General features: G+C 71.6%; 19 protein-coding genes. 5 read left to right on the top strand and 14 right to left on the bottom strand.

Annotated features, from left to right (window positions below; genetic code table 11):
- Positions 1-259 precede the first annotated feature (259 nt).
- Positions 260-706: an ATP-binding protein gene (locus ACWCPM_RS27255; RefSeq protein WP_450978892.1), complete on the top strand. Its 447-nt coding sequence runs from the start codon at positions 260-262 to the stop codon at positions 704-706.
- Between the two features lie 57 nt (positions 707-763).
- Here the strand turns inward: ACWCPM_RS27255 and ACWCPM_RS27250 are convergent, their stop codons facing one another.
- A complete protein-coding gene (locus tag ACWCPM_RS27250; RefSeq protein WP_450978891.1) occupies positions 764-1,858 on the bottom strand; it encodes a bifunctional succinyldiaminopimelate transaminase/glutamate-prephenate aminotransferase in 1,095 nt (364 codons plus the stop codon).
- A 129-nt stretch (positions 1,859-1,987) separates the two neighbouring features.
- A complete protein-coding gene (gene fdxA / locus ACWCPM_RS27245; protein ID WP_362249186.1) occupies positions 1,988-2,308 on the bottom strand; it encodes a ferredoxin in 321 nt (106 codons plus the stop codon).
- A 140-nt stretch (positions 2,309-2,448) separates the two neighbouring features.
- On the opposite strand from fdxA, the gene ACWCPM_RS27240 reads away from it, so the two are divergent.
- A complete protein-coding gene (locus ACWCPM_RS27240; protein WP_450978890.1) occupies positions 2,449-3,447 on the top strand; it encodes a GNAT family N-acetyltransferase in 999 nt (332 codons plus the stop codon).
- Between the two features lie 2 nt (positions 3,448-3,449).
- A complete protein-coding gene (locus tag ACWCPM_RS27235; RefSeq protein WP_450978889.1) occupies positions 3,450-4,313 on the top strand; it encodes a transglutaminase-like domain-containing protein in 864 nt (287 codons plus the stop codon).
- Between the two features lie 379 nt (positions 4,314-4,692).
- Here ACWCPM_RS27235 and ACWCPM_RS27230 read toward each other — a convergent pair whose 3' ends face one another.
- The 4 genes from ACWCPM_RS27230 to ACWCPM_RS27215 all read right to left on the bottom strand — a co-directional run bounded on the left by ACWCPM_RS27230 (position 4,693) and on the right by ACWCPM_RS27215 (position 8,443).
- Positions 4,693-6,795 (bottom strand): hypothetical protein, encoded by a 2,103-nt coding sequence (locus ACWCPM_RS27230; RefSeq protein WP_450978888.1) that lies wholly within the window; start codon positions 6,793-6,795, stop codon positions 4,693-4,695.
- Between the two features lie 159 nt (positions 6,796-6,954).
- Positions 6,955-7,365: a DUF6113 family protein gene (locus tag ACWCPM_RS27225; RefSeq protein WP_450978887.1), complete on the bottom strand. Its 411-nt coding sequence runs from the start codon at positions 7,363-7,365 to the stop codon at positions 6,955-6,957.
- The gene (gene mshB / locus ACWCPM_RS27220; protein WP_450978886.1) at positions 7,362-8,219 is read right to left on the bottom strand and encodes an N-acetyl-1-D-myo-inositol-2-amino-2-deoxy-alpha-D-glucopyranoside deacetylase; all 858 of its coding nucleotides are present in this window, start codon (positions 8,217-8,219) and stop codon (positions 7,362-7,364) included. The genes ACWCPM_RS27225 and mshB overlap by 4 nt, the downstream gene beginning before the upstream one ends.
- A gap of 29 nt (positions 8,220-8,248) precedes the next feature.
- On the bottom strand, positions 8,249-8,443 hold the full coding sequence (locus ACWCPM_RS27215) for a hypothetical protein (protein WP_365455014.1): 195 nt from the start codon (positions 8,441-8,443) through the stop codon (positions 8,249-8,251).
- 177 nt (positions 8,444-8,620) lie between these two features.
- Between ACWCPM_RS27215 and ACWCPM_RS27210 the strand changes: the two genes are divergently transcribed.
- Complete coding sequence (locus ACWCPM_RS27210; RefSeq protein ID WP_450978885.1) at positions 8,621-10,741, top strand: prolyl oligopeptidase family serine peptidase; 2,121 nt, start codon at positions 8,621-8,623, stop codon at positions 10,739-10,741.
- 118 nt (positions 10,742-10,859) lie between these two features.
- On the opposite strand, the gene ACWCPM_RS27205 is transcribed toward ACWCPM_RS27210, so the two are convergent.
- The 5 genes from ACWCPM_RS27205 to ACWCPM_RS27185 are packed head-to-tail and all read right to left on the bottom strand — an operon-like array spanning position 10,860 to position 16,417.
- A complete protein-coding gene (locus ACWCPM_RS27205; RefSeq protein ID WP_450978884.1) occupies positions 10,860-11,897 on the bottom strand; it encodes an ABC transporter ATP-binding protein in 1,038 nt (345 codons plus the stop codon).
- Positions 11,878-12,864 (bottom strand): ABC transporter ATP-binding protein, encoded by a 987-nt coding sequence (locus ACWCPM_RS27200; protein WP_450978883.1) that lies wholly within the window; start codon positions 12,862-12,864, stop codon positions 11,878-11,880. The genes ACWCPM_RS27205 and ACWCPM_RS27200 overlap by 20 nt, the downstream gene beginning before the upstream one ends.
- A 9-nt stretch (positions 12,865-12,873) precedes the next feature.
- Positions 12,874-13,860, bottom strand: coding sequence for an ABC transporter permease (locus ACWCPM_RS27195; RefSeq protein ID WP_450978882.1), 987 nt, complete (start codon positions 13,858-13,860; stop codon positions 12,874-12,876).
- Positions 13,853-14,776, bottom strand: a complete 924-nt coding sequence (locus ACWCPM_RS27190) for an ABC transporter permease (RefSeq protein WP_450978881.1) — start codon at positions 14,774-14,776, stop codon at positions 13,853-13,855. Before ACWCPM_RS27190 ends, ACWCPM_RS27195 begins: the two co-directional genes overlap by 8 nt.
- 9 nt (positions 14,777-14,785) lie before the next feature.
- Positions 14,786-16,417, bottom strand: a complete 1,632-nt coding sequence (locus ACWCPM_RS27185; protein ID WP_450978880.1) for a peptide ABC transporter substrate-binding protein — start codon at positions 16,415-16,417, stop codon at positions 14,786-14,788.
- A 282-nt stretch (positions 16,418-16,699) separates the two neighbouring features.
- Here ACWCPM_RS27185 and ACWCPM_RS27180 point away from each other — a divergent pair, with 282 nt between their 5' ends.
- Positions 16,700-17,440, top strand: a complete 741-nt coding sequence (locus tag ACWCPM_RS27180; RefSeq protein ID WP_450978879.1) for a class I SAM-dependent methyltransferase — start codon at positions 16,700-16,702, stop codon at positions 17,438-17,440.
- A 78-nt stretch (positions 17,441-17,518) separates the two neighbouring features.
- Here ACWCPM_RS27180 and ACWCPM_RS27175 read toward each other — a convergent pair whose 3' ends face one another.
- The 3 genes from ACWCPM_RS27175 to ACWCPM_RS27165 are packed head-to-tail and all read right to left on the bottom strand — an operon-like array spanning position 17,519 to position 20,706.
- A complete protein-coding gene (locus ACWCPM_RS27175; RefSeq protein ID WP_450978878.1) occupies positions 17,519-18,637 on the bottom strand; it encodes an ABC transporter ATP-binding protein in 1,119 nt (372 codons plus the stop codon).
- Between the two features lie 14 nt (positions 18,638-18,651).
- On the bottom strand, positions 18,652-19,713 hold the full coding sequence (locus ACWCPM_RS27170; RefSeq protein ID WP_450978877.1) for an ABC transporter ATP-binding protein: 1,062 nt from the start codon (positions 19,711-19,713) through the stop codon (positions 18,652-18,654).
- A gap of 15 nt (positions 19,714-19,728) precedes the next feature.
- Positions 19,729-20,706 carry an ABC transporter permease gene (locus tag ACWCPM_RS27165; protein ID WP_450978876.1) on the bottom strand — a complete coding sequence of 326 codons (978 nt, stop codon included), beginning with the start codon at positions 20,704-20,706 and terminating at the stop codon, positions 19,729-19,731.
- Between the last annotated feature and the right edge of the window lie 22 nt (positions 20,707-20,728).

Raw genomic sequence — 20,728 nt, 5'->3', positions numbered from 1 at the left:
GCATGCGTCAAAACCCTTGGGAACAACGGGCCGTAAGGATTCGGCAGACTTTCGGACCGGGTGTTCTTTGCCCGTTTTTATCCGCAGCCGATAATGCGACGCATTGCCAACTCTTTGCTTTGGCACGCCGCAACCTTCGCGGGCTTCGAGCGGTAGTCACTGCGTCCGAGCCCGAAGCGAGAGACCGCGACCGATATTGCGGCGTCAACTCCCGTGAACGGCAGGACACTTCACCGTCATCTCCCGTCAAAGGAGCATCATGTCCCTCCCCCTGACCCGTCGGATCGCCCGTGCCGCGCTGCTCGTCGCAGCGGGAGCGGCTGCCGGGGTCGGTGCGGCCGGCTCCGCCAGCGCGGCCCCCGAGCTGCCCGCCACCGGCAACCTCGGTGGACTGACCGCCCTGGACGCGGCGAACGTCGGCAACACCGTCGACAGCACGGCCCAGAACATCACCGGTACCGCCGGTGACACCGGCGGCAAGGCCGTCAAGAAGGCCGTGCCGGCCGCGGGCAAGACCGGCGGCCAGGTCGCGAAGAAGGCGACGCCCGCGGTCCAGAAGGCCGCGGGTGACGCCGCCGGGGCCGCGGGGGCCGTCCTGGGCGAGGCCGCCGCGAGCGCGACCAAGGGCGGGCTGCCCACGGACGGGCTGACCAAGGGCGGGCTGCCCACGCAGTCGCTGCCCACCAAGGGGCTGTCGATCGGCTGAGTGCCGGGCGCTCGGAACGAAGGGGTCCAGGGAGTTCCCTGGGCCCCTTCGGCGTGCTCACGCGAGGCGCTTGACCGCCGCCGCCACCCGCTCGTCCGAGGCGGTCAGGGCCACGCGTACGAAGTTCTCGCCCGCCCGGCCGTAGAAGTCGCCCGGCGCGACCAGGATGCCCAGGCCGGCCAGGTGGGCGACGGTCGTCCAGCAGGACTCGTCCCGGGACGCCCACAGATAGAGGCTGGCCTCGCTGTGCTCGATGCGGAAGCCGTGGCCCAGCAGGGCCTCGCGCAGCGCCGTGCGGCGGGCCGCGTACCGCTCGCGCTGCTCGCGGACGTGGACGTCGTCGCCCAGCGCGGCCACCACGGCCGCCTGCGTCGGCGCGGACGTCATCATGCCGCCGTGCTTGCGGATCTCCAGCAGCGGGCCGAGGACCGCCGGGTCTCCGGCGAGGAACGCGGCACGGTAGCCGGCGAGGTTGGAGCGCTTGGAGAGGGAGTGCACCGAGACGATGCCCTCGTAGGAGCCGCCGTTGACGTCGGGATGGAGGACGGAGACCGGGTCGGCCTCCCAGCCCAGCTCGATGTAGCACTCGTCGGAGAAGACCAGTACGCCGTGCTCGCGGGCCCAGGCGACGATCCGGGTCAGCTCCTGCTGGGAGAGCACCTTGCCCGTCGGGTTGGAGGGCGAGTTCAGCCAGAGCAGCCTCAGGCCCGCCGGATCGAGGTCCGTCGGGTCGTCGTAGACCTCGTGCTCGGCGCGCGCCAGGCGCGCACCCACCTCGTACGTCGGGTAGGCCAGGCGCGGGTACGCCACCCGGTCGCCGGGGCCGAGGCCCAGCTGGGTGGGGAGCCAGGCGACGAGTTCCTTGGAGCCGACGACCGGCAGCACGTGGCGGTGGGTGACGTCGCGGGCGCCGAGGCGGCGCTCCACCCAGCCGGTCAGCGCGTCCCGCAGCTCGGGAGTGCCCCAGACCGTCGGGTAGCCGGGCGAGTCGGCGGCGGCGACGAGCGCCCGCTGGATCAGCTCGGGGACCGGGTCGACCGGGGTGCCGACGGAGAGGTCGACGATGCCGTCCGGATGCGCGGCGGCCGTCTCCTTGTACGGCGCGAGCTTGTCCCAGGGGAAGGTGGGCAGGCGGTCGGAGACTGCGGACACGGTGTCTGACTCACTTTCTGGTGCGGCAAACGCCTCGGTCCCGTGCGGCCGCGATCGGGGTGATCGGGCCGTACGGGACCGAGGCGGCACGGTTCGGGCCGCTTGACGCGGTTCGGGCCGCTCAGAGGGTCACTCGGCCTGCGGCGGAAGCGCGGCGACGAAGGGGTGGTCCCGCTCGATCAGACCCAGCTTGCTCGCGCCACCGGGCGAGCCGAGCTCGTCGAAGAACTCGACGTTCGCCTTGTAGTAGTCCTTCCACTCCTCCGGAGTGTCGTCCTCGTAGAAGATCGCCTCGACCGGGCAGACCGGCTCACATGCACCGCAGTCGACGCATTCGTCCGGGTGGATGTACAAGGACCTCGAGCCCTCGTAGATGCAGTCGACCGGGCACTCCTCGATGCACGCCTTGTCCTTGACGTCGACACAAGGCTGCGCGATGACGTAGGTCACGCTGTCGTTCCTCCTCGATAGGGCGCCGGCGGGCCTCCTCAGGCTCCGCCGCCTGGCGCGCGGGAGCGCGGCGTCGTCGATGCCCGCCCCTAGTATCTCCGTTCCTGGGCATGATCCGAACAGGAGGGGTGAACCGACCTGTGGAAATATCGGCGGCTGGACGCCTTGAGGTCCGTATCACCACAGCTGACGTGGGCAAACGAGTCTCCGTCCGGCGGTTGGGGGACCCCGGCGCCACGGAACAGAAATTCACCGACACGGTGGGTGTTCTCACATCCTGGGACAACGGTGTGCTCGTGATCACACGACGGGACGGCGAGAGCGTCCGGATCAGGGAGTCCTCGCTGGTCGCGGGGAAGGTCGTGCCCGCCGCACCGGCCCGTCGGCGCGGTCCCGCCGCCTCCTACGAGGAACTGGCCCGGATCGCCGCGCGGGGCTGGCGGCCGCTGGAGAGCGAGCGGCTCGGCGAGTGGGAACTGCGCGCGGCTGCCGGATTCACCCGGAGGGCCAACTCCGCGTTGCCCCTCGGGGAACCGGGCGTGTCGCTCGACGAGGCGCTGCGCGCCGTACGGGCCTGGTACGGCGAGCGGGGCCTGCCCGCGTACCTGCAGACCGCCACCGGCGCCGAGGGCACCCAGGAGCTGCTCTGCGCGGAGCTGGAACGGCGCGGGTGGCTGCGGGAGGTGTCCGCCGAGGTGTGGACCGGCGCCCTCGCGCCGGTCGCCGACCGGGCCGAGGGCCACCGGGTGGTGCTGTCCCGGGAGGCGGACGCCGGGTGGCTGGCGCGGTACCAGCGCAAGGGGGTGAGCGAGGTGGCACTGCGCGTGCTGGGGAGCGGGAGTTCCGTGTGGTTCGCGAGCGTTCCCGGTACGGGTGGGGCACCTGCCGCGATCGGGCGCTGTGTCGTCGACGGACGATGGGCCGGGTTCGCCGCGGTCGAGGTGGATCCCGCGCTGCGGCGGCGGGGGCTGGCGAGCGACGTGATGGCCGCGTTGGCCCGGCGGGCGCTGGACGAGGGCGCGTCGGCGGCGTGGCTCCAGGTCGAGACGGACAATGCCGGTGCACGGTCGTTGTACGCCGGGCTGGGCTTCGGCGTGCATCACTCGTACCACCATTACCGGGAGCCGGAGGGCCGATAGTCATGCGTCCACCCTTGCCGCCACCGCCCGAGCGGACCGCCGATCTGCGCCGCCGGTTCGCCGAGGAGGCCCGGGCCGAGCGGCCCGACCTGGCGACGTTGTGCCTGCTCGTGGGCGCGCAGGCCGACCAGGCGCTGGACGAGGCGGGCATCGACGCCGCGCAGGTCGAGCTGGACCGGCTGGCCGGGATGCTGCCGTTCCGGCCGGGCGGGCCCCGGGCCTGGGCCGTGGCGCTGCGGGAACTGCTCGGTGAGCGCTGCGGGTTCCGCGGCTCCGCCGCGGACTACCAGCGGCTGGAGTCGTCACTGCTGCATGCCGTGCTGACACGGCGGCGGGGGTTGCCGATCCTGCTGTCGGTGGTGTGGCTGGAGGTGGCCAGGCGGGCGGGCGCGCCGGTGTACGGCGTGGCGTTGCCGGGGCACTTCGTGGTCGGGTTCGGCGGGACGCCGGGGCAGACCGCGGAGCAGGTGCTGGCCGACCCGTTCGACGGCGGGCGGATACTCAGCGGGAACGACGCGGAGTTGCTGGTCGCGGGGGCCACCGGGGCGCCGTTGGATCCCTCGATGCTGGTGCCCGCGGACGCGCTGGAGGTCGTGCTGCGGATTCTGAACAACATCCGGGCGTGGGCGGCCGCCCGGGCCGAGCGGTCGGACGTGGCGTTGTGGGCGGTCGAGCTGTCCCTGCTGCTGCCCTCGCATCCGGCACGGCTGCGGTACGAGCGGGCGCAGGTGCTGGTGCGGCGGGGCGAATTCCTGGACGGGGCCGCACAGTTGGACGCGTACGCCGAGGTGGTCGAGGCCGTCGACGAAGGGGCCGCGGAGAGGGTGCGCGGCGAGGCGCGGGCGGCTCGGGCGTTGCTCAACTAGCGAGCGGTGGGGTGGGGCTGCGCCAGGCTGGCGGTGCCGGTTCGGGGCTGCTCCGTCGTCGGCGGGTGGCGGGTGGGTTGTGGCTGGGCGCGCCGTTCCCCGCGTCCCTGAGGGCGCTGGGCGCCGGCCGCGTCGGCAGACAGCCGCGGGCACGGGCCCACGGCGGGGGCAGGTGGGTAGTGGCTGGACGCGCAGTTCCCCGCGCCCCTGGCGGCGCTGAACCCCACCACGACAGCAGACAGCCGCGGGCACGGGCACGCGGCCGGTGCGGGTGGGTTGGGGCTGGGCGCGCCGTTCCCCGCGTGCCTCGGGGGCGCTGGGGGTCGGCCGGGGCGGCAGGGCACTCGGGGGGTGTCGGGTGCCCTGCCGGGGGCGTCGGCTAGCTCGGGTCGGTCTCGATCGTGGCCGTGCGGTCCGTCGGGCTCTTCAGGGCCGGGCGCAGGGCGCCGATCACGTCCTGGACGGTGACCGGGGTCTTCTGCCCGGTGCCCCGGGTGATGAGGACACCGTCGAAGGTCGAGCCGTAGAGCTCCTGCAATGCCGCCTCGTCATAGGTGTCGACGAGCTTGCCGTCGACCGCCTGGACGCGGAGGAACTTCCACAGGGACTTCTCCGGGCTGAAGGCGATCGAGTGGGCCGGGTCGGTCTGGACGGTGACGTTCGCGGACATCGCCGGCTCGGCGAACTCCTTCATCATCCGGTCGACCTCGGCGTCGGGCACCGTCGGCTGCTGGGCGGTGGTCGGGACCTGGACCGGCGTGGCCGCCCCGGTCTCCACCTGGCGGCGGTACGCGTCCTGCACGGCCTCGGTGGCCTGGTCGACGGCGATGCCCTTGCCGGCCTTGCCGTAGACGGCGACCGCCTTGCCGGACTCGAACCTGATCGTGCCGTCGCCGGAACTGCCCGCGCCGCCCGCCGCGGTCTGCAGGGCGGAGCGCAGCTTCTCCTCGTCGACCGGCATGACCGGCTCGACGACCCGCTCCTGGCCGAAGAGCGAGCCGATCACGGAGACCGGGTTGTAGTCGCTCGTGGCGGCGGCGTCGACCGTGGCGTCCGCGTCGAACTGGAGCCCCGACTGGTCCGGCCTGAGGGAGATCGTCTCGCCGTCGACCGCCAGCTTCACCGGGGTGTCGACGCGGTCGCGGAGGGCCTCGTCGAGCTTCTTGACGGCGTCGTCGCGGGTGCCGCCGCCGATGTCCACGCCGAGCACGGTGGTGCCCTTGGGCACGTCGGAGTGGTTCATCAGCAGACCGGCGCCGTAGGCCACTCCGGCGACGGCGATCACGCCTCCGCTGAGCAGCACCAGTTTGCTGCGCCCCTTCTTTTTCTTCTTGGGCGCGGCGGGGGACGGCGCCTGCTGCACCGGCTCGGGCCGCCTGGGCGGCGTGTGCGCCCCGGTCCCGCCGGTGGGGGCGCCCGCGCCGAACGGCGTGCTGCGGTCGGCGGGAGGGACGACCGGGATGCCACTGCTGAGGGTGTCCCCGGAGACGTTGTCCAGCGGCATGCCGTAGGAGGTGCCGGGGGGCGGCCCGGCGGCCGGCGGCTGCGGGGTGAGGATCGCGGTGTCGTCGCTCATGCCGCCGCCGGGACCGCCGCCGGGACCGGGCAGGGCGAGGGGGCTGGTGCCGGTGACCGGTCCGCCGGTCGGGCCCGTGGGGGCCTGCGGGCCGCCTCGTCCGAGAGGACCGCCGTAACCGCTCTGGCCGTTCGGAACCGGCGGACCGCCGGGTGCGGCACCCTGACCGCCGTACGGGCGCGGCGTGCCGTAGGAGTCCAGGCCGTCGGGTGCGCCCTGACCGTACTGGCCGGGTTCCGTGAAGTACGGCAGGTCGTCGCGGCGCGGTTCGCCCGGGCGGGAGCCGTTGGCGCCCGCCGCGAGGGCCTCGGTGACGTCGAAAGAGCCGGTGCCGCCGCCGTGGCCCGGGGCCACCGGGCCGCCGGTCGCGCCGGGCAGGCCGCCGCCCTGTGTGCCGCTCGGCAGGCTCATGGAGCCCACGACACCGCCGGGCCGCGGAGCGGCGGGAGCCGCCGGGGCGGCCGAACCGGTGGGCGCGCCCGCCCCGTTGGCGGCGCCGCCCTGGCCCGGCTTGCCCGCTCCGGACTTGCGCGGCGCGAACCAGTCGCTGGTCTTCTCCTCGGCGGACTGGGGCTGTTCCGGCTCGACCGGCGCCTCGACCGCGCCCGGGGAGGGCGCCGCGCTCGGCACCGCCGCCCCGGGGGCGCCGCTGCCGCCGTTCTCGGAGTCGGCGACGGGCTTGCGGACGACGACCGGCGGAATGGGCCGCGAACCGGGGATGTTGATCCGGATCCGGGTCGTCAGCGTGGTCTCGGTCTTGCGCTCCTCGGTCCCTGCGCCCGAACGGCCCGTGTCCGCGCCGTTGTCGGAAGCCGTGGGGGTGCCGTAGGGCGGCGTGCCCGAGGGGTATGCGGTACCCCCGTGCCCGTTGGGCCCGGAGGACGTACTGTCAGTTTCACGACTCAAGGCAGGTTCTCCCGGTTGGCTCCACCGCCGGTTCCGACCTCATATACGCGGGCAGCGCGGCGGCGGCTCCACCATACTGGCCACTTCGCGCGGGTATCCCGCGACCGTTGGGGAAACCCACACCGGACTCGCACGGGCCCGGGCCGGCGAACCGGTACGTCATTCGCCAAGTCGGACGGACCGGCCACCCGCTCGCGGGGCCGGAACGAGGGTGGCGCAGATCACAGCCACGGCCATGCCGCCGAGCAGGTAGGCGTAGGAGCCCACGCCCGCGGCGAAGAGGAAGTCCCCTTCCGGGCGGCTGGCGGTGAGCAGGACGACGGCGAGTGTCCAGCCGGCCGCGCCCGCCACGGCCCCCGCCCGGCCGCCGGTCAGCCACGCGCCGCCGACGAACGTCCCGGCCGCGCCCACCAGGGCCAGCAGCAGCCCGCCGGGGAACCAGGCGGCCTGCACCAGCGATCCGGCGGCTCCCACCACCAGGCCCAGGGCGAACAGGCCGACGTAGGCCGCGAACCGGCCGGCGGAGGGGGGCCGCAGGGGCTGCGCGAGCGTCGGGTGCCGCTCACTCATGACGCCACCTCGATCCCGGCGAAGAGGTCCGTCTCGCGCCCCGAGGACCGCTCGCCGCGCACCAACTCGTAGTACTCCGTGCCGAAGAGCGGCTGCGCCAGCCGGTTGGACAGCGCGAAGTAGGGCTCGGCCACCTCGATCTGCGTGGCGTGCGCGGCCATCGCGGCGGCCTTGGCGGCGGCGTACGCGGTGCCGTCGATCTCGGTGGTGATCCGCTCGTCCTCGACCACACCGGGCACGTCGACGGGCGCCGCGCTGCTGGTGAAGGCGAGGCCGGGCAGCGCGTCCTGGAGGCGGTCGAAGGCGTCCTCGGCGATCGTGCGCGGGACGCGGTTCCAGTAGACCTTGGCGATGCCGATGCCCGCCTCGGCGGCGAGGTCTGCGGCGCGCATGGCGACGCGGTGGGCCTGGATGTGGTCGGGGTGGCCGTAGCCGCCTTCCGGGTCGTAGGTGACGAGCACCTGGGGCCGGACCTCGCGGATCACCTCGACGAGGTGGGCGGCGGCCTCGTCGACGTCCGCCTGCCACAGGCAGCCGGGGTCGTCGTTGTCGGGCAGGCCCATCATCCCGGAGTCCCGGTAGCGGCCGGCACCGCCGAGCAGCCGGAAGTCCTCGACGCCCAGTGCCCGCATGGCCGCGGTGAGCTCGCCCAGGCGGTGCTCGCCGAGGGCGGCGCCGGTCAGATGCGCGAGCTCGGGCGGGATGACCTCACCCCGCTCACCGAGGGTGCAGGTGACCAGGGTCACCTGGGCACCCTCGGCCGTGTACCGGGCCATGGTCGCGCCATTGTTGATCGACTCGTCGTCCGGGTGCGCGTGCACCAGCAGCAGACGACGGGAGGGCCGTTCCGTCATGGCCCCACCCTACGAGCCTTCCGGGCCGGTCAGAACTTGATGCCGCCGATCATGCCCGCGATGTTGGTGGTCAACTCGCTGATCGTGGGCGCCACGGTGGACGAGGCGAGGTAGAAGCCCAGCAGCATGCAGACCACGGCATGCCCGGCCTTCAGCCCCGACTTCTTGATCAGCAGGAAGACGATGATCGCCAGCAGCACCACCGCCGAGATCGAGAGTGCCACGGCGGCTCACCTCCAAGGACCGGGAATGTGGGGACGAACAACGCGAGGGAACGTGTAAATCCATACAGCGGCCAGCAGGTTCATACCCACGCAGCGCTAGTGATCATAACTATCCGTACGCGCGCATCGAATGGCGCACGGCCGCACAAGGGGGCGCATGGCCAATATGGTCGGGGCATGACCACCGAGCCTGACTCCTTCCCCCGACGACACGCCCGCACCCAGCGGTTCACGCTCGGCGCGCCGCGTTCGTTCACCGTGGCTCCCGACGGTTCCCGTGTCGCCTTCCTGCGCTCGCGCTCCGGCACCGACCGGGCCAACGCCCTGTGGGTGCTCGACCCGGCGGACTCCACCGAGCGCCTGGCGGCCGACCCGCGCGCCCTGCTGGGCGGGGCGGCCGAGGATCTCTCGCCCGAGGAGCGGGCTCGCCGCGAACGCAGCCGCGAGGGCGGCGCCGGCATCGTCGGCTACGCCACAGACGCGGCCGTGGAGTTGGCGTCTTTCGCCTTGTCAGGGCGGCTCTTCACGGCCGAGCTGCGGGCGGGCACGGCGCGCGAACTCATCTCCCCGGCCCCGGTGATCGACCCGCGCCCGTCCCCCGACGGGCGGCATGTGGCATACGTGGCGCGGGGCGGACTGCGGGTGACCGGCGCCGAGGGCGAGGGCGACCGTGCGCTGGCGGAACCGGAGGCGGAGTCGGTTTCCTACGGTCTGGCCGAGTTCATCGCGGCGGAGGAAATGGGGCGTTCGCGAGGTTTCTGGTGGGCGCCCGAGTCCGACCGCCTGCTGGTGGCGCGGGTGGACGACACGCCGGTGCGGCGCTGGTGGATCTCCGATCCGGCCCAGCCGGAACGTGATCCACAACACGTGCCCTACCCGGCGGCCGGGACGGCGAACGCGGAGGTGCGGCTCTTCGTGTTCGACCTGGACGGGGCGCGCGCCGAGGTCCTCTGGGACCGCGCGCGGTATCCGTATCTGGCCCGAGTGCACTGGTCAGCGGCGGGCGCGCCGCTGATCCTGGTGCAGGCGCGTGACCAGCGAAGCCAGTTGTACCTGGCGGTGGATCCGGACACGGGTACGACCCGGATGGTGCACGCCGACGAAGATCCGATTTGGCTTGATCTTTTCCCTGGGGTGCCGTGCTGGTCCCCCTCGGGGCAGCTGGTGCGGATCGCCGACGAGGGCGGCGCGCGGGTCCTCGCCGTGGGTGAACGGCCCCTGACAGGAGCGCAGTTGCACCTGCGTGCCGTGCTCGACGTCGGCGCCGACGACGTGCTCGTGTCGGTGTCGGCGGGGGCGGACGCGGAGAGTCCGGAGACCGGTGAGGTGCACGTCTGCCGCGTCAGCGAACTCGGTGTCGAGCGGCTCTCCCAGGAGCCGGGCGTGCACTCGGCGACGCGCGCCGGGGACCTGACCGTGCTCGTGTCGGCGACGCCGGACCGGCCGGGTGCGACGGTGCGGGTGCTGCGCGAAGGAAAGCAGGTGGCGACTGTCCCGTCGTACGCCGAGGATCCCGGTATGTCCCCGCGCGTGACGCTCACCGTGGGGGGCGCACGGAAGATTCCGTGCGCCGTGCTTATGCCGCAGGACTACCAGGGAGACACTTCCCTTCCCGTTCTCCTCGACCCCTACGGCGGCCCGCACGGCCCTCGCGTGGTCGCCGCGCACAACGCCCACCTGACCTCCCAGTGGTTCGCGGACCAGGGGTTCGCGGTGGTCGTCGTCGACGGACGCGGCACCCCTGGCCACTCCCCCGCCTGGGAGAAGGCGGTCCGGGACGACTTCACCGTCTCCCTCGACGACCAGGTCGAGGCGCTCCAGGACCTCGCGCGGAGGTACCCGCTGGACCTCACCCGGGTCGCGATCCGCGGGTGGTCCTACGGCGGCTGGCTGGCCGCCCTGGCCGTGCTGCGCCGGCCGGATGTCTTCCACGCGGGCATCGCCGGGGCCCCGGTGACGGACTGGCGGCTGTACGACACGCACTACACGGAGCGGTACCTGGGCGACCCGGCCGAGTCCCCGCGGGCGTACGCGAACAGCTCCCTGATCACGGACGACGGGCTGTCCGCGGCGGCGGAGCCGCACCGTCCGCTGATGGTCGTGCACGGCCTGGCCGACGACAACGTGGTGGTCGCCCACGCCCTGCGGCTGTCCTCCGCCCTGCTCGCCGCCGGCCGCCCGCACGAGGTGCTCCCGCTGTCCGGCGTGACCCATATGACGCCGCAGGAGCAGGTCGCCGAGAACCTGCTGCTGCTCCAGGTGGACTTCCTGAAGCGCTCGCTGGGCCTGCCCCGCTGAACGGCAACGGGCCGGGGGACATGGCGCCCCCGGCCCGTTCACGGCACCCGCACGGCCGTACGCCACAGAGAGTGGCGCGTCCGTATATCGGAACCGGGTCCGCGGAGTTGCCTGTGTGTTACCGCGTCTCCCCGGGCGCGACGACCTGCTTCTCCTCCGCGAAATGACAGGCCGAGGGGTGCGCGGCCGGGCCGCCGGCCGGGCGGAACCCGGCGGGGACGGTCAGCGCCGGGTCCTCCAGGGCGCAGCGCTCCCGCGCCTTGAAGCAACGGGTCCGGAACCGGCAGCCGGACGGGACGTTCGTCGGGGAGGGCACGTCACCGGCGAGGATGATCCGCTCGCGGTGCTCCCGGGCCTCGGGGTCGGGCACGGGGACGGCGGAGAGCAGCGCCTGCGTGTAGGGGTGCGTGGGGTGGTCGTAGATCTCGGTGTCCCGGCCGGTCTCCACGATCCGGCCGAGGTACATCACCGCGACCCGGTCCGAGATGTGCCGGACGATGGACAGGTCGTGCGCGATGAAGACGTACGACAGGTCGAACTCGTCCTGGAGCCGCTCCATCAGGTTGATCACCTGCGCCTGCACGGACACGTCCAGCGCGGAGACGGGTTCGTCGGCGACGATGACCTCCGGGCGCAGCGCGAGCCCTCGTGCGATGCCGATGCGCTGACGCTGGCCGCCGGAGAACTGGTGCGGATAGCGGTTGACGTACTCCGGGTTGAGGCCGACGACCTCCAGCAGCTCCTGGACCCGCCGGCGCCGCTCGCCCTTCGGCGCCGCCTCGGGGTGGATCTCGTACGGCTCGCCGATGATGTCGCCCACCGTCATACGGGGGTTGAGCGAGGTGTACGGGTCCTGGAACACCATCTGGATGTTGCGCCGGACCGCCCTGAGCGCCTTGCCGGACAGCCTGGTGATGTCCTCGCCCTTGTAACGGATCACCCCGGCGGTCGGCCGCTCCAGGTTCACCAGCATCTTCGCGACCGTCGACTTGCCGCAGCCGGACTCCCCGACGATGCCGAGGGTCTCGCCCCGGTCCAGCGTGAAGTCGACGCCGTCGACGGCCTTCACCGAGCCGACCTGCTTGCGGAAGAGGACGCCCCTGGTGAGCGGGTAGTGCTTGACGAGCCCGCTCACCTCAAGAACCGGTTCGGCCATCGAGGCACTCCCTCCAGAAGTGGCAGGCGCTCCCCCGCTCCCCGGGCACCTCGTTCAGCGGGGGCACGTCCGTGCGGCACACGTCGCGGGCCATCGGGCAGCGCGGGTGGAAGGCGCAGCCCGGCGGGATGTCCAGCAGGCTCGGCGGCAGGCCCTTGATGGCGTAGAGCTCCTGGCCCTTGCGGTCCAGGCGCGGGATCGAGTCGAGCAGGCCGCGGGTGTAGGGATGCGCCGGCGCCTTGTAGATGTCGTGCACCGGCGCCGACTCCACGATCCGGCCGGCGTACATCACGGCGATCCGGTCGGCCACGTCGGCGACCACGCCCAGGTCGTGGGTGATCAGGATCAGCCCCATGTCCAGCTCGCGCCGCAGCTCCGCGAGCAGCTCCATGACCTGGGCCTGGACCGTGACGTCCAGGGCGGTGGTGGGCTCGTCGGCGATGATCAGGGCCGGTTCCAGGGCGAGCGCCATCGCGATCATGATGCGTTGGCGCATCCCGCCGGAGAACTGGTGCGGGTACTGCCTGACCCGCTCGGCGGCGCCCGGGATGCGCACCCGGTCCATCAGCTCGACGGCCCTGGCCCGGGCGTCCTTGCGGGACATGCCCCGGTGCACGACGAACATCTCGCCGAGCTGGTCGCCCACCGTCAGCACGGGGTTGAGCGAGGACAGCGCGTCCTGGAAGATCATCGCCATTCCGGCGCCGCGCACCTTGCGCCGCTCCTCCTCCTTCAGCTTGAGCAGATCCCGGCCCTGGAAGAGGACCTCGCCGCCGGTGATCCGGCCCGGCGGCGTGTCGAGGATGCCCATCACGGCCTGCGCGGTGACGGACTTTCCCGAGCCCGACTCCCCGAGCACGGCGAGCGTCTCGCCCGCGTCCACGCCGTAACTGACGCCGTTGACGGCCTTGGCGACGCCGTCCCGGGTGCGGAACTCCACGTGCAGGTCACGTACGTCGAGCAGCATGGGGGCGCCTCACCTCAGCTTGGGGTCGAGGGCGTCGCGCACCGCGTCGCCGAGCATGATGAACGCCAGCACGGTCACCGCGAGCGCCCCGGAGGGCCACAGGAGGGCGTGCGGGGCGTTGCGGATGTAGGGCGAGGCGGCGGAGATGTCGATGCCCCAGGAGACGCTCGGCGGCTTCAGGCCCACGCCGAGGTACGACAGGGTCGCCTCCAGCGCGATGTAGGTGCCCAGCGCGATGGTCGCCACGACGATGACCGGCGCGACGGCGTTGGGCGCGATGTGCCGCAGCAGCACCCGGGAGTTCGAGGCGCCCAGCGAGCGGGCGGCCTGGACGTAGTCGTTCTGCCGGGCGGTGATGACCGCGCCCCGGGCGATGCGGGAGATCTGCGGCCAGCCGAGCAGCACCATGAATCCGATGACCGGCCAGATGGTGTTGCTGGTGACCACCGACAGCAGGACCAGGCCGCCGAGGACGACGGGGATCGCGAAGAAGATGTCGGTGATCCGGGACAGGATCGAGTCGCCGACGCCGCCGAAGAACCCGGCGAGGCCGCCGAGCACGCTGCCGAGGACCGCGACGCCGAGCGTGGCGCAGACGCCGACCGCGACGGACGTACGGGCGCCGTAGACGGTGCGCGTGTAGACGTTGCAGCCCTGGCCGTCGTAGCCGAAGGGGGCGCCGGGCTGGGAGCCCTCCTGGGCCTTGGCGAGGTCGCAGCGCAGCGGGCTGCCGGAAGCGATCGCGGACGGCCACAGGGAGATGAGGACCAGGAAGAGGATCACCAGGGCGGAGACGAGGAAGACCGGGTTGCGGCGCAGGTCGTGCCAGGCGTCGGACCACAGGGAGCGCGCCCTGCCGGCCGGGGCGCCGGTGTCCGGGCCGGCAGGGGGGCGCTCCAGTGTCCGGGCCTCGCTGGTGGCGAGGTCCATCGCGCCGCCCATGCCGGTGCCGGCGACGGCGCCCGTGGGCGCGCCGGTCTCCTGGGCTTCAGACATAGCGGATCCTCGGGTCGAGTACGGCGTACAGGAGGTCGACGAGGAGGTTGGCGAGCAGGAAGACGAGGACGAGGACGGTCACGAAGCCGACGACGGTCTGGGTGTTCTGGCGGACGATGCCCTGGTAGAGCTGGTAGCCGACGCCGTGGATGTTGAAGATGCGCTCGGTGACGATGGCGCCGCCCATCAGGGCGCCGATGTCGGTGCCGATGAAGGTGACGACCGGGATCAGGGAGTTGCGCAGCAGATGGTGCGTGATCACCCGGTGCCGGGGAAGGCCCTTGGCGACGGCGGTGCGGACGTAGTCGGAGCGGCGGTTCTCCGCGATGGAGGTCCGGGTCAGACGGGTGACGTACGCCAGCGAGACGGAGGCGAGGACCAGGCCGGGCAGCAGCAGTTCGCCGAAGGGCGCCTCGGGCGACACCGACGGCCGGACCCAGCCCCACTCGACGCCGAGCAGGAGCTGCAGGAGCAGTCCGGTGACGAAGGTGGGGACGGAGATGACCACCAGCGTGGCGAGCAGGACGCCGGTGTCGACGGGACGGCCCCGGTGCAGGCCCGTGACCACGCCGAGGGTGATGCCGATGACGATCTCGAAGAGAATCGCGACGACGGTCAGCCGGATGGTGACGGGGAAGGAGCTGCCCATCAGCTCGGTCACCGGCTGGCCGTTGAACGCGGTGCCGAAGTCACCGGTGAAGAGGTTGCCCATGTAGGTCAGGTATTGCTGCCAGACCGGCTTGTCGAGGCCGAACTCGGTCCTGAGCTGCGCGGCCGTCGCCGGGTCGCACTCGCGCTCCCCGCACAGGCCCGCGATGGGGTCGCCCATCACATTGACCATCAGGAAGATCAGCAGCGTGGCCCCGACGAACACCGGGATCATCTGCAGCAGCCGCCGGACGACATACCGTCCCATGGCGCCGCCTCAGCCGACCTTGATCTCGTCGTAGACCGGTACGGAGAACGGGTTGAGCTTCACGTCGGACAGCCGCTCCGAGTAGCCTGCGCTGCCGTTCTGGTACCAGAGCGGGATGGCGGCCATGTTGTCCCGGACCACCTCCTCGGCCTGCTGGAAGGTCCGTACGGCCGCGGCGGCGTCGGTCTCGGAGTTCGCCTTGTCGACCAGCTCGTCGAACTTCCCGTCGGACCACTTGCCGTCGTTGGAGGAGGCGTCGGTGTAGTAGAGCGGCTGGAGGAAGTTCTGGATCAGCGGGTAGTCCATCTGCCAGCCGGCACGGAACGGGCCGGTCATCTCCTTGTCGCTGATCCGGCCGCGGAAGTCGGCGAAGGTGCCGACCGGGTCGGTGACACAGGCGCGGTCGTTGTCGAGGGCGTTGTTGATGGAGTTGCAGACGGCGTCCACCCACTGCTTGTGCGAGCCGGTGTCCGCGTTGACCGTGATCTTGACCTGCCCGCCGGGCAGGCCGCCGCCCTCCTCGATCAGCTTCCGCGCGGCGGCCGGGTCGTACTCGCACCACTCGCCGCACAGCCCCGGTTTGTAGCCGCCCTCCTCGCCGAGCACCGGTGAGGTCCAGTCGGTGGCCGGGGTGCGGGTCCCGGCGAAGATCGTCTTGGTGATCTGCTCCCGGTCGATCGCCCGGGACAGGCCCTTGCGGACCTTGTCCGTGCCGGGCTTGTCCCAGTTCTTGTCGTAGTAGGGGAAGGCGAGGGTCTGGAGGATGCCGGCCGGGGTGTTGAGGTAGCGGTCGCCGAGGTCCGTCTTCACGTTCTTCAGCTGGGCCGCGGGGACGTCGTCGACCAGATCCAGGTTGCCGGCCATGAGGTCGGTGTAGGCGGTGTTGTTGTCGGTGTAGACCTTGAGGTCGACGCCGTCGTTGTGCGCCTTGTCGGGGCCCGGGTAGCCCTTCCAGGCACGCAGCGACATCTGGGAGCCCTTGACGTACGAGTCGACGGTGTAGGGGCCGTTGCCGACCGGTCTGCTCAGCCAGGCCGCGTGGTCGTCGAAGAAGGCGCGCGGCAGCGGGGCGAAGGCGGCGTAGCCGAGGGTGTCGGGGAAGCTGGAGAACCTCTGGCTCAGCCGTACCGTGAAGGTCCGGTCGCCGGTGACCCGCAGACCGGACAGCGTGTCGGCGCTCTGCTTGCCGCCGCTGCGCGGGTGCACCTCGTCGTAGCCGTCGATGTAGCTGAAGAAGTAGGCGTTGCGCTGGTTGTTCCTCAGGCTCGCGCCGTAGTTCCAGGCGTCGACGAAGGAGCGGGCGGTGACCTTCTCGCCGTCGCTGAAGGTCCAGCCGTCCTTGACGGTGACGGCGAAGTTCTGCGAGTCGCCCGTGGTGATGGACTCGGCGAGCATGTCCTCGGCCTTGCCGCTCACCGGGTCGTACCTCTTCAGCCCGCGGAAGATCATGTCGAGGACCTTGCCGCCCTGCACCTCGTTGGTGTTGGCGGGCTCCAGCGGGTTCTGCGGGTCGCCCCACGAGGAGCTGAGCACCGCTCCCCCGTCACCGCTGCCGCTGCCGCCTCCTCCGCCACAGCCGGCGCCCACGAGGGCGAACGCCGCCGCACACGCGGCCCACCGGGCATGCCGTGCTCCACGCATGGGGTGCCTCCTCAGGATCCGCCGCCGCCGGCGCCGGGACGCCGAACCGTTGTCCACCACTGCCCTGACCCGCTATCAGCCAATATCGACGCATACGGTGGGTAACGCACACGGGAGCCGCCCTTTGGGCTAGAGCCTGTCCGGCGGACCGTGCCGCGGGCGCGGGGACGGCGCTGCGGGGTGCGACGGGCGGCGGGCGGCGGGCGGCGGGCGGCATCCGTTCTTCCGGCGTAAATCCCCGATCTGTGTACTGATCTGCCGTACAGCAGGCACACTGCCCGGATGGTTGATCGTTCCTTCGGAGACGCCTTCCTCGCGGGGCTGTACGACGCGCTCAATCCCTGGGGGCCCGGTGACGACTTCTTCCTCGGTCTGGCGCTGTCCGCCGAGAGCGTGCTGGACGTCGGCTGCGGCACCGGACGGCTGCTGGCCCGGGCCCGCCGGGCGGGGCACGAGGGCCGGCTGACCGGGCTCGATCCGGCCGCCGCGATGCTCGTCCAGGGCCGCCGGGGGACCCGCCGGGTGGAGTGGGTGCTGGGCGACCTGCGCTGCGCCGACTGGCGCGAGGAGTTCGACCTGGTCGTCATGACCGGGCACGCCTTCCAGGAACTGCTGGGCGACGAGGAGCTGCGGCTCGCGCTCGCCGCGGTCCGCGAGAGCCTGCGGCCGGACGGGCGGTTCGTCTTCGACACCCGCAATCCGGCCGCCCGCGCCTGGGAGACGTGGACCCCGGAGCGGTTCAGCGAGGTGCACGGCCCCGACGGCGACGTCGTACGGGTCCGGTACGAGACGCAGGGGCCGGTCCGGGGCGAGCGGGTCTCGTTCACCGAGACGTTCGAGGGCCCGCGCTGGGACCTGCCTCAGGTCAGCGACAGCACGATCAGGTTCCTGGACGTCGCCGCCCTGGACCGCTTCCTCGCCGAGGCCGGCCTCGCCGTGCGACAGCGGTACGGCGACTGGGACCGGGGACCGGTCACCCCCGCGAGCCCGGAGATCATCACCGTCGCGGGCCGGGCGGGTTAGGGGTCGTCCCGCCGGGGACACCACGAAGCCCCCGGCCACCGGTCGTCGTTCACCGGTACCCGGGGGCTTCGTGACGGGTCAGTCCTGGTCGTGGGCCTCTTCCAGCGCGCGCAGCGCCGGGTCCAGGATGACGTCCTCGGCACGGGCCTCCGTGGTGGGCTCCTCCGGGAAGTGGCAGGCCGTCAGGTGGCCGTCCCGGTTGCCGGAGATCTGCACCAGCGGCGGCTCCTCCGTCGCGCACTTGTCCTGCGCCTTCCAGCAGCGGGTGCGGAAGCGGCAGCCGGACGGCGGGTGGATCGGCGAGGGCACGTCGCCGTAGAGCCGGATCCGCTCACGCGGCTCGGCCTCGTCGTCGACGGCGACCTCGGGGACCGCCGAGAGCAGCGCGTGGGTGTACGGGTGCCGGGGCCGGTTGTAGATGGAGTCCCGGTCGCCGACCTCGACGACCTTGCCCAGGTACATCACCGCGACCCGCTGCGAGAAGTGCCGCACCACGGCCAGGTCGTGGGCGATGAAGAGGAAGGCGATGCCCATCTCTTCCTGGACCTTCTTGAGCAGGTTGACCACCTGCGCCTGGATCGACACGTCCAGCGCGGAGACCGGCTCGTCGGCGATGATCAGCTTCGGGTTCAGCGCGAGGGCGCGGGCCACGCCGATGCGCTGACGCTGACCGCCGGAGAACTCGTGCGGGAAGCGGTTGTAGTGCTCGGGGTTGAGGCCGACCAGCTCCAGCAGCTCCCGGACGCGCTTCTCCCGGCCGCCCGCCGGATCGATCCCGTTGACCTCCATCGGCGACTTGATGATCGTGCCGACGGTTTGCCGCGGGTTCAGCGAGGAGTACGGGTCCTGGAAGATCATCTGGATCTCGGACCGCACCGGCGCGAGCTGGCGGCGGGAGGCGTGCGTGATGTCCTGCCCGGCGTACGTGATCCGGCCGGACGACGGCTCCAGCAGCCGGGTGATCAGCCGGCCGGTCGTGGACTTGCCGCAGCCGGACTCGCCGACCAGGCCCACGCTTTCGCCGGCGCCGACCGTCAGGTCCACGCCGTCCACGGCCTGCACGGCGCCGACCCGGCGTTTGATCGGGAACCCGCCGTATATCGGGAAGTGTTTCGTCAGCCCCTGGACCTCCAGAAGGGCTTCCGTCCCGGTGCCCGTGGCGGCCTGCTGTGAGGGGAGGGTGAGGTTGTCGCTCATGATCTCGGTTCTCCCTAGCGCAGCCGGGGCTGGATCTCGTCGATGAAGATGGTCTGCTTCTGCTCGCCCGTCAGATGACACGCGGCGGCGCGGCCCTCGCCTAGCGGCGGCCGTACCTCCGTGCACAGGTTGCCCGAGACATGCGACCGGTAGGCGCAGCGCGGGTTGAAGGGGCAGCCCGACGGCGGGTTGAGCAGCGAGGGCGGGGAGCCCGGGATGGGCGTCAGCGCCTGGTCGATGTCGCTGTCGAGCCGCGGCATGGAGCTGAGCAGGCCCCAGGCGTAGGGGTGCTGGGGGGTGTGCAGCACCTCCTTGACGCTGCCGCGCTCCACGGCCCGGCCCGCGTACATCACCAGCAGGTCGTCGGCCATGTTGGAGATGACGCCGAGGTCGTGCGTGATGAAGATGATCGCGGTGCCGAACTCCTGCTGGAGGTCCTTGAGCAGGTCCAGGATCTGCGCCTGCACGGTCACGTCGAGCGCGGTGGTCGGCTCGTCGGCGATCAGCAGGTCGGGGTCGCACATCAGCGCCATGGCGATCATCGCGCGCTGGCGCATACCGCCGGAGAACTGGTGCGGGTAGTCGTCGAAGCGCGTCTTGGGCTGCGGAATGCCGACCTTCTCCAGCATCTGGATCGCCCGGTCCTTGGCCTCCTTCTTGGAGGCGCCGGTGTGCTTCATGTACGGCTCGGACAGCTGGCGGCCCACCGTGTAGTACGGGGAGAGCGCGGTCAGCGGGTCCTGGAAGATCATCGCCATCTTGTTGCCGCGGAGCTTCTCGAGCTCCTTCTCGGTGGCGGTGACGAGTTCCTTGCCGTCGAGGACGATCTCGCCGTCGACGGTGGTGGACCGGGGGTTGTGCAGTCCGAGGATGGTCAGGTTGGTGACGGACTTGCCGGATCCGGACTCGCCGACGATGCCCAGGGTCTTGCCGCGCTCGACATCGAAGGACAGGCCGTCGACGGCCTTGACGATGCCGTCCTCGGTGGAGAACTGCACCCGCAGGTCACGGACCGAGAGGAAGCTCTCGGGCCCGGTCGGGGCCGGGGCGTCCTCGGTCTTGGTCAGTGTGGTCACGGTGGTTCGTTCTTCCTAGGAGAGCCGGATGCGCGGGTCGATCCAGGCGTACGCGACGTCCGCAAGGATGTTCAGCAGCAGGATGAAGGAGGCGCCGACGAGCATGACACCCATCGTCAGCGGAAGGTCCTTGTTGACCGCGCCGTCGACCGCGAGGCGGCCGATGCCCTGCAGGGAGAAGGTCAGCTCGGTCACCACGCCGCCGCCGAGCAGGGAGCTGATGTCGATGCCCAGCACGGTGACGATCGGGATGAGGGAGCCGCGCCAGGCGTATCGGAAGAAGACGTACCGCTTCGGCATGCCCTTGGCCCGCGCGGTGCGCACGTGCTCCTCGCTGAGCTGCTCGATGAGGGAGGCACGCGCCATACGCGTGTACTGCGCGGTGAAGATGGTGGCCATCACGACCATCGGGATCCACAGTCCGGCGAGCCAGCCGAAGGGGTCGTCCGTGAACGGGATGTACTTGGGGTCCTCCACCCAGCCGGTGCTGTACACGAAGATCAGCAGCACGATCGGGCCGAGGAAGTAGATCTGCATGGAGCTGAGCACCATGGACGTACCCGTGGCGATCTTGTCGACCGCGGTGCCACGACGGTAGGCGGCGAGCATGCCGGCACCGATGCCGATCGTCAGGAAGACGAGCAGCGCGCCGAAGGTGAGGGACAGGGTCAGCGGGAAACGGTCCATGATCGTGTCCCAGACCATGTCGCCGGAGTAGAACGACTGACCGAGGCACGGAGCGGGGCAGTGACCGGTCGGGAAGTCGCGGCCCATGAAGATGCCCGACATGAACTGCCAGAACTGCGTGGCGATCGGCAGGTCGAGCCCGAGGGCGTGGCGGATGTCCTCGAGTCTCGCGGGCGAGCAGTCCCTGCCACAGGCCAGAGACGCGTAGTCGGACGGCGCGGCGACGAACAGGAAGAACGTGGCGGCACCGATCAGGAACAGGGTGACGACGGCACCGACCGTGCGCCTAAGGATGAACTGAAGCATGGCAGGAAGGCTGCTCTCTGCG

This window comes from Streptomyces sp. NPDC002309, assembly GCF_053593375.1.
This window is presented reverse-complemented; position numbering and strand designations above follow the sequence as displayed.

Excerpts from the sequence above, each read along its gene's own strand:
- ACWCPM_RS27255 (WP_450978892.1), top strand. The coding sequence starts at position 260 with ATGTCCCTCCCCCTGACCCGTCGGATCGCCCGTGCCGCGCTGCTCGTC.
- ACWCPM_RS27235 (WP_450978889.1), top strand. The coding sequence starts at position 3,450 with ATGCGTCCACCCTTGCCGCCACCGCCCGAGCGGACCGCCGATCTGCGC.
- ACWCPM_RS27200 (WP_450978883.1), bottom strand. The coding sequence starts at position 12,864 with ATGCTGCTCGACGTACGTGACCTGCACGTGGAGTTCCGCACCCGGGAC.
- ACWCPM_RS27195 (WP_450978882.1), bottom strand. The coding sequence starts at position 13,860 with ATGTCTGAAGCCCAGGAGACCGGCGCGCCCACGGGCGCCGTCGCCGGC.
- ACWCPM_RS27210 (WP_450978885.1), top strand. The coding sequence starts at position 8,621 with ATGACCACCGAGCCTGACTCCTTCCCCCGACGACACGCCCGCACCCAG.
- ACWCPM_RS27225 (WP_450978887.1), bottom strand. The coding sequence starts at position 7,365 with ATGAGTGAGCGGCACCCGACGCTCGCGCAGCCCCTGCGGCCCCCCTCC.
- mshB (WP_450978886.1), bottom strand. The coding sequence starts at position 8,219 with ATGACGGAACGGCCCTCCCGTCGTCTGCTGCTGGTGCACGCGCACCCG.
- ACWCPM_RS27190 (WP_450978881.1), bottom strand. The coding sequence starts at position 14,776 with ATGGGACGGTATGTCGTCCGGCGGCTGCTGCAGATGATCCCGGTGTTC.
- ACWCPM_RS27180 (WP_450978879.1), top strand. The coding sequence starts at position 16,700 with ATGGTTGATCGTTCCTTCGGAGACGCCTTCCTCGCGGGGCTGTACGAC.
- ACWCPM_RS27205 (WP_450978884.1), bottom strand. The coding sequence starts at position 11,897 with ATGGCCGAACCGGTTCTTGAGGTGAGCGGGCTCGTCAAGCACTACCCG.
- ACWCPM_RS27165 (WP_450978876.1), bottom strand. The coding sequence starts at position 20,706 with ATGCTTCAGTTCATCCTTAGGCGCACGGTCGGTGCCGTCGTCACCCTG.
- ACWCPM_RS27185 (WP_450978880.1), bottom strand. The coding sequence starts at position 16,417 with ATGCGTGGAGCACGGCATGCCCGGTGGGCCGCGTGTGCGGCGGCGTTC.
- ACWCPM_RS27175 (WP_450978878.1), bottom strand. The coding sequence starts at position 18,637 with ATGAGCGACAACCTCACCCTCCCCTCACAGCAGGCCGCCACGGGCACC.